A 13,616-nucleotide genomic window follows, 5' to 3' on the forward strand; every position below is an offset into this window, starting at 1 on the left:
TGCAGACGGTGCGCGGGAGTGCTGTGGGGGGTGGGCACGGGGCCTCCAAGGTGGGGGGAGGAGTGCGTCGTTCCGGCCGAGTCCGGTGACTCGGTTGCACTGTTAGGAAAGTTTCCTACCAGAGATTCGGAGTGACGTATACCCGTCAATGGAGGGGGAGTTGGTGATCTTGGGGGGTGAGGGTGTCGGTCGCTACCGTGACTCAGTCAGGTGTTCGCGCACCTGAACTGCGACTTTGTACGTGTCCCCGCTCGGGCGCGTTGCCAGTGACCCCGGATCGCGAATCCAGCCCTCCTCCACCGCGAACCAGTCGATCGGCTTCGGCTCCCGGCCCTCCGTCAGCGCCGCCCCCAGCTCCTTGAAGTACGTCGACCAGCGCAGCCGGTAGAGGCCGCCGACGAGTCCCGCCCACTCCCTGTTGGCGTAGTCGCGAAGGCCCGCGTCCGCCCCGGACCGCGTGCCCCACACGGTCAGCAGCGACAGCTGGTCGTACGCGAGCCGGTCCTTCTCCGTGGTGTCGGCACCCCATGAACGCGCGTCCGCCACCCAACGGCCAAGGAGATGGCGGGAGTCGGTCGCCATCAGCCTGTCCAGCAGGTCCATGAGCGCGAGCCAGTCGCGCGTCAGCTCGTCGAAGCGAGGGGTGTCCTTGGCGTCGTACGCCTGCTTGATCCGGGGGAGAAGCGTGCGGCTTCGGTTCGAGAGGGCCTGGCGCGCCACGTCCAGGACGTCCCTGCGGTATGCGGATGACCCTCGCAACTCCCGCCGCACAGCGAGGAGTTCGCCCAGTGCCGGCTCGAACTCCGACGGTTCGTACCGCATCGCCTGCGGCGACCACGCCGCCGCCGACTTCGCCGACAGGCTCGGTCGCGCGCCGAAGAGGCCGTCCGCGCCCTCCGACCACTCGTCGGCGCGCGTCGTGCCGTACGCCGTGCGGCGCAGGATGTCCCAGGCGGCCGCCGCGTGCTGGTCCGCCGCGCCGTAGCGGGACACGGACCACTCGGCGAACCAGTCGGCGAGGTCCAAGTCGTCCGTACGCCACGCCAGTTCGGAGAACAGCTCGAACGCCGCCGGGTTGTTGTCGGCCGCCTCCGGCATCAGCGAGATGCCGGACAGCGCGCTGCCCTCCTTGGTGCGCCACTTCTCGTACAGCGCCGCCCAGTCGGGGGCGTTGGCGCCCAGCGTCGTGTGTCCGCCGAAGTTCCAGATCGAACCGAAGGTGTACGGCGTCGAATTCCAGTCGGACTCGCGGTCGGTGACGGTGGGGAAGCGGTCGGAGAGGCCGTCCACCACCAGCATGCGCGTCTTGTCGACGGCGTCCACGATGGCCTTCGGGGGGTTGCTCTGCCAGCCGAGGATCACCCAGGTCGCGCCGGGGTGCGCGGTGTGGAGTGCCTTCTCGACCGCCTTGGCCGCATCGCCGACGGGGACGTCCCCCGGCTTTCCGCCCTCGTGGAGGAGATCCATCTTGTACATGGTTGATGGGCCGAACAGCTCTTCCTGGGCGCGGTAGAACGCGGCGGACACGCGGGCGAAGTGCTCCGTGCGCGGGTCCAGCCAGTCCGGGCGCGTAAAGCCGACCCAGTCGCCCTGCGGCACCGTCTTCGCTCCGGGGTTCTTCGCCGTGAAGTCCGGCGGGACCGTGCCGAAGTAGCCGGGGAGCACCGGCGTCATGCCCAGCTCGCGGAGCCGGTCCGCGATGCGTCTGCCCAAGGCGGCCCGGCGGTCGAGGAGTTGGCGCGACACGGGGTAGGGGAACGCCGACATGTTCTGGAGCAGCCACCATGGCTGGTGCGCCGGGGCCGGGATCCACTCGCGCAACTCCTGGTCGGAGTAGCCGAACTCCTGGAACACCCGGTGGTAGAGCGCGTCCGCGCCCACGTACACGAGGACCTCGTTGTAGCCGTGCAGCGCGAGCACGTCCAGCTCGCGCTCCCAGTACGACCAGTCGTGGTACGCCCCGGTGTAGCCGTCGTTCGTGTCGTTGAGCACGAAGCGGTGCGGGGTGTTGGCGCGGCCGTTCAGTGCTCTGTCCGGGGCGGGGAGCCGGTCGGGGAGGTCCGTCTGGCTGCCGGCCCAGGTGATGTTCGTGTGGGTGGTGTGCTTCAAGTAGTGGCGCAGGCCGGTGAGTTGTGCGGCCGGTGTGGGTGCGGTGATCGTGATGTTCCCGCGGCTGCCGGACACCCGGAACGTGTCGGCGGGGCCCGACGTCTCGAAGGTGAGCTGTTCCCAGTGGCGGGGGAGCAGGCGCCGGGCGGCATCGGCGGCGGGGGGCCGCCCGGCCGGTGTGCTGTCGGCGGCGGCTCCGGAACAGGCGACCGTGGCGCCGGTCGTGCCGGCGATGGCGGCCAGGAAGGTGCGGCGGGCCAGGGGCATGGTGAAGGGATACCCTCCCGGTTCGGCGGTGCTCGACGGGCGTGGACGGCGCCTCACGATGGAGGGGGCTCGCGGCGGGGTCAAGGTCCCGTGCGGGGTGTCGCCTGGGCCGCGTGCCGCCCGCCGCTTCGATAGCCGAAGCGGTGATGCTAGCGTCGGCGGATGAGCACACCGCTGCCCGGCAGGGCGACCGGCGCCTCCACCACCGGGCGCCCGCTGATGGCCGCGCTCGATCTGTTCGGGCGCCGCTGGAGCCTGCGGATCGTCTGGGAGCTGCGGGCGGACCCGCTGGGTTTTCGCGCGCTGCGGGAGCGCTGTGACGCCATGTCGTCCAGCGTGCTGCGCCAGCGCCTGACCGAACTGCTCGAAGCGCGTCTCGTCCAGCAACTGCCGGACAGTTCCTATACGTTGACCGCGCTCGGCCGCGAGGCCCATCAGGCGCTCATGCCGCTGGACGCCTGGGCCCGGCGGTGGGCTACCGAGGTCGGCGCCGACTCGGCAGCGGATCGGCCGTGAGCGCCTCGCCCATCAGCGCGACGGCGGTCCGCAGCGTACTGAGCGGACGAAGCAGGAGCGTTGCCTCGGTCAAGTAGCCATCCAAGCCCAGCTGTTGGACGAAGACGCCGTAGGCGGACTCCTCGCCGACCCTTCCGTTGAACGTCGTCACGCTGTTCCGGCCGCCGTCCTCGGTGAACTCCTGGAGAGGCTCGATCCCGGTCAGGCACTGGCCGATCGTGAGGAAGAGGTGCGCCACGTCGTCCTGCCCGCTGTAGTCGGCGACGGGGCTGTGGAAGACGACGTCCGGTGCGAGCGGCAGCGGGGTCCTGCCGGGGGTGCCGGGCGCGAGTACGTCACGTATGTCGAGGCTCATCGTGCCGGATCCTCCTGAGGCTCGGGTGATTCGATTTTCGAAGCGTACTCGTGGGCGGGCGCCTCCGGAAGTCCACGAGGTGCTCCCGGAAGTCCACGAGGTGCCGCCTGGGACTTTGTCCCGTCCCCATGGGCGATCCGCCCCCGTGTGCCCGGCCTCAAGTCCCGACGTCGGCGGCGGTCCCTGCCCATAGATGAGGACGCCGCGCCCGGCCTACGTTCGTTCGCGGCGCCTGTGAAAGCCCTTTGAAATCCGAAAGCGGCCGGGCGCCTCATCCCTTCACGTCATCCCTTCAGGGAAAGGCAGCACATGAAGCGCGTGCACAGGACAGCCGTCAAGGCCGAGATCGTCCGCGAACCGGGGGCGAAGGAGACCACCCACCGGAAATTGATCGACACACCGGACGGCGCCGACCGATTCGTACTCACCGAATTCGAGGTTTCTCCCAACGGCTCCACACCGCCCCATTATCACGAGTGGGAACACGAGATCTATGTGCTCGAAGGGTCGATGGGGCTCGTCATGCCGGAACTCGGCAGGACCGAGGAGGTCGGGCCGGGCGACGCCATCTTCATCCCGCGCAACGAACCCCACGGATTCGTCACCGGACCCGGCCAGACCTGCCGGTTCCTGGTCGTCGCGCCGTGCGAGCGGCCGCCCGTGCGCAACGTCTTCCTCTCCGACGACCCGTACGAGTACACCCAGAACCCCGAGTACGTGAGCCTCGTGGAGGGCGGCAAGTGACCGCCCCGGCCGTAGCCGCCGAGCGCCGCGCCCTCACGCCGTACGAGGACGCCCCGGACCCCGGCCCACTGCTCGCCCTGAACTTCGGGTTCGCCCGCGCCAGGGTCCTCGGCACGGCACTGGACCTCGGCGTGTTCACCGGCCTCGCCCGAGGGCCGCGCGGCACCCGGGGTCTCGCCGCCGAGCTGGGCTGCGACACCGCCGCGCTGCGCGCACTGCTCGCCGCCCTGGAGGAGCTGGGCCTCGTCACGGGCGGCGACGACGAGAGCTGGGCGCTCACCGAGGCCTCCCGCGCCCAGCTGGTCGAGGGCGGCCGGGGGTATCTCGGCGACCACTTCGCGGACGTACTCGCGGAGTGGGAGCAGTGGAGCGGCCTGACCGAACTGGTGCGGCGGGGCGGGCACGGCGGCGGTGAGCTCGGGTCTCCCGAGGCCCGGGGGCGGTATCCCGGGATGTTCTGCGGGATCTTTCCCGTGGCCGTGCGCACCGCCTTCCGTGTGGTGCGGGAGCTGGCGCTGCCCGCGGCCGGCCGTGTCCTCGACTTCGCGGCGGGCAGCGGGGAGTGGGGCATCGCGCTGGCCGCCGCCGACCCGGAGGCGCGGGTGGTGGCGCATGACGATCCCGAGCTGCTCGGGGCCGCGCGGGGGAGGGCGGAGGAGTTCGGCGTGGCCGAGCGGTTCCGCTTCGTTCCCGCCGACTTCACCGGGGACGCGGAGAAGGGGGCCATCAGGGCGCCCTTCCCCGACGGCTGCTTCGACACCGTCGTACTGGCGCATCTGAGCCGTTTTGCGGGACCGGTCGCCACGGAGCGGCTCGTCGCCGAGTGCGCGCGGCTGCTGACTCCCGGCGGCACGCTCCTGGTCGTGGACGTCATGCGCCAGGAGCCGGGGCGGCCCGCCCTGCACCGGCCGATGATCGCGCTCAGCCTGCTGGTGAACACCGAGGCGGGCGCGGTCCAGGAGGAATCCGCGTACCGCGCGGTCATGGAGAAATACGGCGTGACGGCGAAGGGGTCCGTCACGCCCGGTCTCATCACGGTCCTGACAGGAGAAAGGCGTTAGTGGTGCGAGAAGTGGTGGTCACCGGGCTCGGTGTGGTCAGCCCGGCCGGCATAGGCACAGAAGAATTATGGAAGACCATCTCAGCGGGGAAGAGTGTCACCAAGCCCCTTTCCGACATCACGAGTTCGGCGCTCTTCGGAGATTTCGACTTCCTGTCGGACTCGATCGCCGAGGTCGAGGGGTTCGAAGAGCAGATATCCGCGCTGCCGCCCGAGGTGCAACGGCTCGACCGCTACACGCAGTTCGCCGTCGCGGCCGTGTACCAGGCCGTCCGTGACGCGGGCCTCGAACAGGGCGGATACGACCCCGATCGCGCCGGACTCTCGCTGTCCACGGCGATCTGCGGCACTCCGAGGATGGAGGAGGAGTTCCTGCGGGTGACCGACGAGGGGCGCAAGCCCATCGACCCGGCGAAGGCGGGCCGCGATCTCTACCTCGCCTCGATGTCGAACACCCCGGGGACGATCCTGTCCGCGCTGCTCGGCATGCGGGGCCCGTGCGTGACCCTGTCGACGGGCTGCATCGGCGGCGTCGACGCGGTCGGGCACGCCTACGAGGCGATCCGGCACGGCGACGCGGACGTGATGATCGCGGGGGCGAGCGAGGCACCCATCACCCCGGTGACCGTGGCGTCCTTCGAGATCATCAACTGTCTCTCGCGCTCCCACAGCGACCGGCCCGAGGCCGCCTCACGCCCGTACGACGTGGGGCGCGACGGCTTCGTGCTCGGCGAGGGCTGCGGAATCGTCGTCCTGGAGTCGCGCGAGCATGCGGAGAGGCGGGGCGCCACGCCGTACATGACGATCGACGGCTTCTCGCACACCTCCAACGCCGCGCACATGACCGATCTGCTGTCCGACGGCGCGGACCTGACCCGCGCCATGACCCAGGCCGTAGCGGAGGCCGGCCTGTGTCCCGAGGACATCGATCACGTCAACTCGCACGGCAGCTCCACGCCACAGAACGACACCTGCGAGACCAGCGCCCTCAAGCTCGCCCTGGGCGAGCGCGCCCGGGAGATCCCGGTGAACTCGGCCAAGTCGATGGTCGGCCACGCGCTGGCCGCGGCGAGCGCCATGGAGATCGTGCTCTGCGCCCTGGAGGGCAAGCACTCCTTCGTCCATCCGACCGCCAACTACGAGACGCCGGACCCGACGTGCGACCTGGATTACGTACCGGGGGCCGGCCGCCCGTGGCACGGCGACACGATCCTCAAGGGCGCCAGCGGATTCGCCGGGCTGCACGCCGCGCTCGTCACCCGTGCCGTACGGGAAGGGGCCACCCGATGAGCGTCGAGAGCGTCGTCATCACCGGAATCGGCGCGGTCACGCCCGCCGGCATCGGCATCGATCCCCTATGGGACGGCGCACGCGACGGCACGCCGCTGGTCGGCGCCATCGACCGGTTCGACGCGTCGGAGTACGCGTGCGACGCCGCGGGGCAGGCGGGCTTCGACGCCCGCGCCGAACTGCCGTCCCGTTTCGTCAAGCGCACCGACCGCTTCACCCACCTGTCCGTGCACGCCGTGCGCCAGGCATTGGCGGACGCCCGCGTCACCGTGGGCGACCAGGTCACGCCCGAGCGGACCGGCGTCATGGTCGGCAACATCCTGGGCGGCTGGGAGTTCGCCGAGCGGGAGCTGCGCCACCTGTGGACCGACGGTCCGCGGGCCGTCAGCCCCTACCAGGCGACCGCCTGGTTCCCCGCAGCGCCGCAGGGCAACATCTGCATCGACCAGGGGATCAAGGGCCCGGCCCGTACGTACGTCGCCGACCGGGCCAGCGGTGCGTACGCGCTGATCGGCGCGGCGGAGTCGCTCCTTCGCGACCGTGCGGACGTGGTGATCGCGGGAGGCGTGGAGGCGCCCCTGTCGCCGTACGGCTGGCTCTGCATGGAGACCAGCGGGCTCGGCGCCAAGTCCCGCGCCCCGCTCGCCCCGCACGAGCTGTACCGGCCCTTCGACGCGGGCCACGGCGGCAGCGTCTTCGGCGAGGGAGCGGTCTTCCTGGTCATGGAGCGCCGCGAGCACGCCGAGCGGCGCGGCGCGCCGAGCCTCGGCGAACTGGCCGGCTGGGGCGTGAGCACGGACGGCTACATGCCGTACTACACCGTCGAACCCACCGGACAGGTCCTTGGCCGCGCCATGCGGACCGCCACCGAACGCGCCGGGATCACCGGCGCCGACATCGGCGCGGTCTTCGCGCACGGCTCGGGCATCCCCTTCGAGGACGTCACGGAGGGGTACGCGCTGCACGAGGCGTTCGGCGCCAGGGCGGGTCGACTCCCGGTCACCGCGCCCAAGTCGGGCTTCGGGCATCTCCTTGGAGCGGCGGCGCCCGCCGACACGGCGCTCGCACTGCGGGCGATGCGCGAAGGCGTCGTACCGCCGACGGTCAACCTGGACAGGAAGGCGCCGGGCATCGATCTCGATCTGGTCGCCGGTGCGGCGCGCCCGGTCTCCGGTCTGGAACACACACTGGTCGTCTCCCGCGGTCTGGGAGGTGTCAACGCATGTCTGCTGCTGAGGCGTTGACCGCGACGGGGGCCCTGTCCGCGCTCGCGGGCATCCGCGCCGTGGGCATCGACGTCGTCGACGTCGAGCGGCTGCGGGGCATGGTCGAGCGGCGCGGACAGCGGATCGTCGACCGTCTGCTCACGGTCAACGAACAGGCCCTGTGCGACGGTTCGCCGCGCCACCGGGCCCACCGCATGGCAGGACGGATCGCCGCCAAGGAGGCCGTGCGCAAGGCGCTCGGCGGATACGGCGAAGGGTGCGGCTGGCTGGACGTCGAGATCGGCCGCGACGCCTCGGGGCAACCGGTGCCCCGGCTGACGGGCCGGGCCGGCGAGGCCTTCCGGCGCGCCGACTACAGCGGGCTTCACGTGAGCATCTCGCACGAGGCGGGCGTCGCCGTGGCGATCGCGGTCGCCGACTGACGACTGGTCATGAACATCAACTTTCCCAAGGAGTACGTGAGTTCCATGGATGTACGAGAGAACGTGGTCACCGTCATGCGCGGTGCGGGCTTCGAGAGCGAGGAGCTCGCCGACGACCGGCGCATCGCCGAGGACCTGGACATCGACTCGACCGAGCTGGTGGAGGTCGTCGTCGCCCTCGAACAGCACTTCGGCATCAGCATCGACGCGGACGCCGAGGGCGGCTTCCGCACCTTCCGCGACCTCGTCGACTGCGTGGACCGGCTGCTGTCGGCGGGCGCCGGCGCGGTGAGGAGCTGAGATGCCCAGGATCGAGAACAGCGTCGTCATCGAGGCGGACGCACGGCACGTCTTCGACGTCACCAACGACATCGGCCGCTGGCCCCGTCTCTTCGACGAATACAGCCACGCCAAGGTGGTCTCCGAGGAGCGGGAAGGACGCTGGACCGAGATCCTCTTCGAGCTCAGCAACCCGGAGGGATCCACCTGGACGTCCTGGCGGCTCCTCGACCACCGGGAGCTGACCGCGGTCGCCGAGCGGCGCGATCCGCTCTACCCCTTCCGCTATATGCACCTCAGGTGGAGCTACCGACAGGTGCCCGAAGGGACGCTGATGACCTGGGTGCAGGACTTCGAGGTCGACGACGAGTTCGACGTCCCGCTGCCGACCGTCGTGGAGCGCATGAACGCGCACACCCGGCAGAACCAGACGGGCATCAAGCGGAAGATCGAGTCCGGGGTCTGATCGCCCTGTGCCCATCGCAGTCACGGGGGTCATCGCGATGGACCACCTCATCACCTTCCCGGGCCGCTTCCCGGTGCGGCCGGTCACCGGCCGGCCGCACCTCGCGTCCCTGACGTTCCTCGCCGAGCGCGTGGAGACACGCAGGGGCGGCACGGCCGCCAACATCGCCTACGGGCTCGGCAGGCTGGGCCAGGACCCGGTCCTGGTGGGCGTGGCGGGCTCCGACTTCGCCGACTACCAGGTGTGGCTCAAGCAGCACGGCGTGGACACCGATTCCGTACGCGTCGTGCCGGGCGAGCCCACCGCTCACCAGGTGTGCACGACCGACATCGACGGGCACCGGATCAGCACCTTCCGGCCGGGCGCGACGCGTTCGGCGCGGGCCCGCCCGCTGCGTTCCGTCGTGGAGCGCACGGGCGGGATCGACCTGGTGATGATCGCGCCGGACGACGACCCGGCCGCGATGCTCCGGCACGTGAAGGAGTGCCGTGCGCTGGGGCTGCCGTTCGCGGTCCACGTCGCGCGGCGGATCTCCGGGATGAGCCGGGCGTGCGCCAAGTCACTTGTGTCCGGGGCCCGTTGCCTCTTCACCGGCGAGGAGGAGTCCGCACTCCTGAGGGGTGCGACCGGCTGGACCGCCGTGCAGCTCCTCGACCGGGTCGGGGCGTGGGTGACCGCGCTCGGCCCGGCCGGGGTGCGGATCGAGCGGGCGGGCCACCGGCCCTCCCTGGTCCCCGCGATCGGCTCGGTCACCGTGGCCGATCCGGCCGGGGCGGGCGACGCGCTGCGTGCCGGCCTCCTGGCCGGCGTCGCGCGCGGCATCCCGCTGGAGCGGGCGGCCCAACTGGGCTGCGTCCTGGCCTCGTTCGCCCTGGAGTCACCCGGCTCGCAGGAGTACCCGATGGACGTACGCGTCCTGCTGAACCGGGCCAGGGGCGCCTACGGACACACGGCGGCGGCCGCGATCCGCCGCCTGCTCACCTACGCGGCGTGAACCTCAGACATGAATCTCAGCACATGAACCTCAACCATGGAGAGCGAGACGCATCCGACCATGTACGTCGACCTGAGCATCCCCATCAGCCGCCGGGCGCCCGGCGTCGAGTTCGAGCAGTGGCTGCACCGCGACGGGATCCGTCAACTGTCGCGCAGGATCCGGGCGTTGCCCGGTGACAGCAGAAGGGACAGGTGCCTCAACTTCTGGCGGTGGCTCATCGGCGCCCGGCGCCTGCGCGAGCGCGATCTGCCCGGCGGCTGCTTCCTCTCCAACGAGTTCTACCGGATGTCCGTGCACCAGGGCACGCACGTCGACGCGCCCTTCCACTACGGCCCCGAGTGCGCGGGCGAACCGGCGAAGAAGGTGATGGACCTGCCCCTGGAGTGGTTCAGCGGTCCTGGCGTCGTGCTCGATGTCCGCGGCTGCGAGGGCCGTGTCACGGCGGCCGGCGTCAAGAAGGCGCTGGACGCGGCGGGTTCGGGTGTGGGGCCAGGGACGGTGGTGCTGTTCCGCACGGACTCCGATCTCCGGCTCGGCACTCCCGCGTACTACACGCAGTCCACCGCCATCACCCCCGAGGCCGTCGACCACCTCCTCGACCTCGGCGTGAAGGTCATCGGCACGGACTGCTGGAGCTTCGACGGCCCGGCCCGCGCCATGGTGGAGTCCTTCTACGAGACGCGTGACCCCGGGGCGCTGTGGCCCACTCATCTGCACGGCAGGGAGCGGGAGTTCATCCAGATCGAAGGCCTGGCGGGGCTGCGGGGGCTGCCGCGGCACGGCCCGTTCACCTTCATGGCCTTCCCGATCGCGCTCGCGGATGCGGGAGCGGCATGGTGCAGGGCGGTGGCGCACATAGAGGAACCGCGCTGAATTACCCAATTGCCGAGGAATTCCACCCACATCACGGGTCGGTCGCCACATCTACTTGCCGGCCCAAGGAGCGCTTTGCGTACAGCACGGTCTGTACGCGATTGGGCGTGCCCAGTTTGGCGTAGATACGGCTGAGATAGTTTCGGACAGTCTTCGGGCGTATCCCCAGATGCGTGGCGATGCAATCCGTCTCGTGGTCGTCGGCCACCATGGACAGAATCTGCCGCTCGCGTTCCGTGAGCATCGCGAGGGGCGAGTCGTCGCCGCAGCCGCGGCCCGCCATCAACTGCAGGATCGGGCCCGCGGTGGCCGCCGTGAACGCGGCGCCGTCGCGGTGCACGGCGAGCAGCGTCTCGCGCAGTTCGACGGCGTCGATGCTGCGGGAGAGATAGGCGTTGGCGCCGGCGACGAAGGCTTCTCGCATGTAGACCGGCTGTTGGTTGGAGGAGAGGATGACGATCCGTACGTGGCCGGACGCGCGGCGGATCGCCCGGATCGCGTCCACACCGCCCGTGCCGGCCACGCCGAGCCCCATCACGACGATCTGCGGGCGGTGCCTGTGTAACTGCGCCAGCGCCGATGCCGCGTCGTGGGTTATCGACACCACGCAGAATTCCGTAAAGCCGTCGAGGAGCTTTCGGAAACCTTCCAGCACCAGTTGTTCGCTGTCGACGAGCAGGACCCTTATCGATGACATTGAAGACCCCCCTGGGTTCCGCATTCACGACTGTGAAAGATCAGAACATGGGGGCATCAAGTCTCCTGCTCCTTGCCCCCGTTGGCTGATTTCCATCGTCGACGAATATCTGCCACATCCGATGCTACACCACCGGACGAATCACTCTTCTGGTTAATTGTCAATTATGTGGCGGACGCCATTCGGTGATTGATCGCATTTCGGTTGAACCTTTCATTGGCGCGGGGTGGTCATGGGGTGGTCATGGAGCGGGCGGCCCGCGGGGTGTCGGTTGCGGGTCAGTCATCGGAGCGATGCGACGTGAAGCGGCCAACATCCGGTGTAGGAGGGTCAGTTGGGCGCATTGACATCCGATGTATTCCTCCCTACGTTCCCGAGCGACCCCTCAACCTCAGGAGCCGCCCCATGCGCAAGAGAGCCGCCGGACCAGCCCTGCTCCTCGCCGCCTCGCTGGCGTTCGCCGTCGTCCCGCAGGCGACCGCGATGCCGGACAGCGCCCCGGAGCCGGTCGCGGGCCCCGGTACCGACCACGCCACGGACGACCCCTTCACCGCCGACCGCACCAGCTGGTTCCGCCAGGACCGCTTCGGCATGTTCATCCACTTCGGCGCGTACTCGAACCTGGAGGGCGAGTACAAGAAGGCCGACGGCTCCGTCTGCCGGAACGCCGAGTGGATCCAGCGCGAGTGCGACATCCCGCAGGCCGAGTACGAGAAGCAGGCCGCGACGTTCAACCCCGCCGACTTCGACGCCAAGGCCGTGGTCAAGGCGGCCAAGGACGCCGGGATGCGCTACATCGTCATCACCTCGAAGCACCACGAGGGCTACGCGATGTGGCCGACGAAGGTCAACGACTACAACCTGCGCGACCACTCCTCCTTCGACAAGAATCGCGACATTCTCGCCGAGCTGAAGAAGGCCTCCGACGACGCGGGCATCAAGCTCGGCTTCTACTACTCGATCTGGGACTGGCACGACAAGGACTTCCCCGACCCGGCCACCTTCCCCAAGTACGAGAAGCGGATGCGCGCCCAGCTCAAGGAGCTGGTCGACAACTACGACCCGGCGCTCCTGTGGTTCGACGGCGAGTGGGACACCGACAAGCCCAACAACCCCTGGACGGCCAGGGACGGCGAGAAGCTGGAGGCCTACCTCCGCGACCTCGACCCCGACCTGGTCATCAACAACCGCGTGGGCAAACGCCGCGTCGTCGACGGCGACTACGGCACCCCCGAGCAGGAGATCCCCGGCGCCCCCGTCGACGGCCAGCTCTGGGAATCCTGCATGACCCTCAACGACCACTGGGGCTTCGCCCGTTACGACACGGACTGGAAGTCGTCGAGCACCCTGGTCCGCAACCTCCTCTCCACCACGTCCCGCAGCGGCAACTACCTCCTGAACGTCGGCCCCGACGCCCGCGGCCGCGTCCCCCAGCCCTCCGTCGACCGCCTGAAGCAGATGGGCGACTGGCTGCGTACGTCGGCCCAGGGCGAGGCGGTCTTTGCCGCCCGCTACGGCGGACTCGTCGAAGAGCCGGCCTGGGGTTCGGTGAGCCGCAAGGGCGACAAGCTCTACGCGGCGGTCACCCAGTGGCCGACGGACGGTTCCGCCCTGCATCTGAAGGCGCGCACGGACTTCAAGGTCACATCGGCGCGGGTGCTCGGCAGCGACCAGCGGGTGGAGGTCGCCAAGTCCGGTGACGGATACGACATCAAGCCCTCCGGAGCGGCGACGAACGACACCGCCACCGTCATCGAGCTGAAGGTCGATCCCGGCCCGACGGCCCGCCCCGGCAAGGGCAAGGGCCTCAAGCAGGAGATCTTCGACAACGCGGAGCTGAGCGGCACGCCGAAGATCACCCGCACCGACGCGACGGTCAACCACGCCTGGAAGTACGAGGGTTCACCGGCCGCCGACATTCCCTCCGACAAGTTCGGCGTCCGCTGGACGGGCAAGCTGGAGCCGCGCCGTTCGGAGACGTACACGCTGACGACCGTCTCGGACGACGTGGCGCGGGTGTGGATCGACGGCAAGCTGGTCATCGACTCCTGGACGCCGCACGAGCCGAGGATCGACAAGGCCCAGGTGAAGCTGACGGCGGGCACCCGGCACTCCATCAGGATCGACTACGCGGAGAACACGGGCGAGGCCCACATGAAGCTGCTGTGGTCGAGCCCCGGCCAGGAGCAACAGATCGTCCCTGCAACGCAGTTGTACGCGAACTGAAATCCCCGCCCAGTGGCGGATCGCCGCCTCCGGGGAGGGGGTGGGGGGCGGGGTCCCCCCCCCCCGCCCCCGCCCCCCCGCCGCGAAAG

14 protein-coding genes are annotated in these 13,616 nt (G+C 69.8%); 11 read left to right on the top strand and 3 right to left on the bottom strand.

Features of this window, described 5'->3' with window-relative positions; genetic code table 11:
* Window positions 1-192 precede the first annotated feature (192 nt).
* Entirely contained in the window at window positions 193-2,376 is a 2,184-nt protein-coding gene (locus ACFWY6_RS09585; protein ID WP_384687650.1) for an alpha-N-acetylglucosaminidase, read from the bottom strand.
* 162 nt (window positions 2,377-2,538) lie between these two features.
* On the opposite strand from ACFWY6_RS09585, the gene ACFWY6_RS09590 reads away from it, so the two are divergent.
* Window positions 2,539-2,892, top strand: coding sequence for a helix-turn-helix domain-containing protein (locus ACFWY6_RS09590; protein WP_266871837.1), 354 nt, complete (start codon window positions 2,539-2,541; stop codon window positions 2,890-2,892).
* On the opposite strand, the gene ACFWY6_RS09595 is transcribed toward ACFWY6_RS09590, so the two are convergent.
* Window positions 2,852-3,247, bottom strand: coding sequence for a hypothetical protein (locus ACFWY6_RS09595; protein ID WP_384687651.1), 396 nt, complete (start codon window positions 3,245-3,247; stop codon window positions 2,852-2,854). The two genes, ACFWY6_RS09590 and ACFWY6_RS09595, sit on opposite strands and share 41 nt — an antisense overlap.
* 309 nt (window positions 3,248-3,556) lie before the next feature.
* On the opposite strand from ACFWY6_RS09595, the gene ACFWY6_RS09600 reads away from it, so the two are divergent.
* Genes ACFWY6_RS09600 through ACFWY6_RS09640 form a run of 9 tightly spaced genes read left to right on the top strand, consistent with a single transcriptional unit; the run spans window position 3,557 to window position 10,604 of the window.
* Window positions 3,557-3,991, top strand: a complete 435-nt coding sequence (locus ACFWY6_RS09600; protein WP_360764777.1) for a cupin domain-containing protein — start codon at window positions 3,557-3,559, stop codon at window positions 3,989-3,991.
* Complete coding sequence (locus ACFWY6_RS09605) at window positions 3,988-5,052, top strand: methyltransferase domain-containing protein (protein ID WP_384687652.1); 1,065 nt, start codon at window positions 3,988-3,990, stop codon at window positions 5,050-5,052. Before ACFWY6_RS09600 ends, ACFWY6_RS09605 begins: the two co-directional genes overlap by 4 nt.
* Window positions 5,052-6,341, top strand: coding sequence for a beta-ketoacyl-[acyl-carrier-protein] synthase family protein (locus ACFWY6_RS09610; RefSeq protein ID WP_384687653.1), 1,290 nt, complete (start codon window positions 5,052-5,054; stop codon window positions 6,339-6,341). Before ACFWY6_RS09605 ends, ACFWY6_RS09610 begins: the two co-directional genes overlap by 1 nt.
* On the top strand, window positions 6,338-7,585 hold the full coding sequence (locus tag ACFWY6_RS09615; RefSeq protein WP_384687654.1) for a beta-ketoacyl-[acyl-carrier-protein] synthase family protein: 1,248 nt from the start codon (window positions 6,338-6,340) through the stop codon (window positions 7,583-7,585). Before ACFWY6_RS09610 ends, ACFWY6_RS09615 begins: the two co-directional genes overlap by 4 nt.
* Complete coding sequence (gene acpS / locus ACFWY6_RS09620) at window positions 7,564-7,989, top strand: holo-ACP synthase (protein WP_384687655.1); 426 nt, start codon at window positions 7,564-7,566, stop codon at window positions 7,987-7,989. The genes ACFWY6_RS09615 and acpS overlap by 22 nt, the downstream gene beginning before the upstream one ends.
* A gap of 45 nt (window positions 7,990-8,034) precedes the next feature.
* The gene (locus tag ACFWY6_RS09625; protein WP_384687656.1) at window positions 8,035-8,289 is read left to right on the top strand and encodes an acyl carrier protein; all 255 of its coding nucleotides are present in this window, start codon (window positions 8,035-8,037) and stop codon (window positions 8,287-8,289) included.
* A 1-nt stretch (window position 8,290) separates the two neighbouring features.
* A complete protein-coding gene (locus ACFWY6_RS09630) occupies window positions 8,291-8,734 on the top strand; it encodes an SRPBCC family protein (RefSeq protein WP_384687657.1) in 444 nt (147 codons plus the stop codon).
* Window positions 8,735-8,741: 7 nt separating this feature from the next.
* Window positions 8,742-9,728 (top strand): PfkB family carbohydrate kinase, encoded by a 987-nt coding sequence (locus ACFWY6_RS09635; protein ID WP_384687658.1) that lies wholly within the window; start codon window positions 8,742-8,744, stop codon window positions 9,726-9,728.
* Window positions 9,729-9,764: 36 nt separating this feature from the next.
* Complete coding sequence (locus ACFWY6_RS09640; protein ID WP_384687659.1) at window positions 9,765-10,604, top strand: cyclase family protein; 840 nt, start codon at window positions 9,765-9,767, stop codon at window positions 10,602-10,604.
* 31 nt (window positions 10,605-10,635) lie between these two features.
* Here the strand turns inward: ACFWY6_RS09640 and ACFWY6_RS09645 are convergent, their stop codons facing one another.
* Entirely contained in the window at window positions 10,636-11,301 is a 666-nt protein-coding gene (locus ACFWY6_RS09645; protein ID WP_384687660.1) for a response regulator, read from the bottom strand.
* A gap of 405 nt (window positions 11,302-11,706) precedes the next feature.
* On the opposite strand from ACFWY6_RS09645, the gene ACFWY6_RS09650 reads away from it, so the two are divergent.
* On the top strand, window positions 11,707-13,527 hold the full coding sequence (locus ACFWY6_RS09650) for an alpha-L-fucosidase (protein ID WP_384687661.1): 1,821 nt from the start codon (window positions 11,707-11,709) through the stop codon (window positions 13,525-13,527).
* Window positions 13,528-13,616 lie beyond the last annotated feature (89 nt).

This window comes from Streptomyces sp. NPDC059037, from assembly GCF_042740015.1.
Taxonomy (GTDB): domain Bacteria; phylum Actinomycetota; class Actinomycetes; order Streptomycetales; family Streptomycetaceae; genus Streptomyces.

Bases quoted from the DNA above. Each gene is read 5' to 3' on its own strand.
- ACFWY6_RS09585 (WP_384687650.1), bottom strand. From the start codon at position 2,376: ATGCCCCTGGCCCGCCGCACCTTCCTGGCCGCCATCGCCGGCACGACC.
- ACFWY6_RS09590 (WP_266871837.1), top strand. From the start codon at position 2,539: ATGAGCACACCGCTGCCCGGCAGGGCGACCGGCGCCTCCACCACCGGG.
- ACFWY6_RS09595 (WP_384687651.1), bottom strand. From the start codon at position 3,247: ATGAGCCTCGACATACGTGACGTACTCGCGCCCGGCACCCCCGGCAGG.
- ACFWY6_RS09600 (WP_360764777.1), top strand. From the start codon at position 3,557: ATGAAGCGCGTGCACAGGACAGCCGTCAAGGCCGAGATCGTCCGCGAA.
- ACFWY6_RS09615 (WP_384687654.1), top strand. From the start codon at position 6,338: ATGAGCGTCGAGAGCGTCGTCATCACCGGAATCGGCGCGGTCACGCCC.
- acpS (WP_384687655.1), top strand. From the start codon at position 7,564: ATGTCTGCTGCTGAGGCGTTGACCGCGACGGGGGCCCTGTCCGCGCTC.
- ACFWY6_RS09625 (WP_384687656.1), top strand. From the start codon at position 8,035: ATGGATGTACGAGAGAACGTGGTCACCGTCATGCGCGGTGCGGGCTTC.
- ACFWY6_RS09630 (WP_384687657.1), top strand. From the start codon at position 8,291: ATGCCCAGGATCGAGAACAGCGTCGTCATCGAGGCGGACGCACGGCAC.
- ACFWY6_RS09640 (WP_384687659.1), top strand. From the start codon at position 9,765: ATGGAGAGCGAGACGCATCCGACCATGTACGTCGACCTGAGCATCCCC.
- ACFWY6_RS09645 (WP_384687660.1), bottom strand. From the start codon at position 11,301: ATGTCATCGATAAGGGTCCTGCTCGTCGACAGCGAACAACTGGTGCTG.
- ACFWY6_RS09650 (WP_384687661.1), top strand. From the start codon at position 11,707: ATGCGCAAGAGAGCCGCCGGACCAGCCCTGCTCCTCGCCGCCTCGCTG.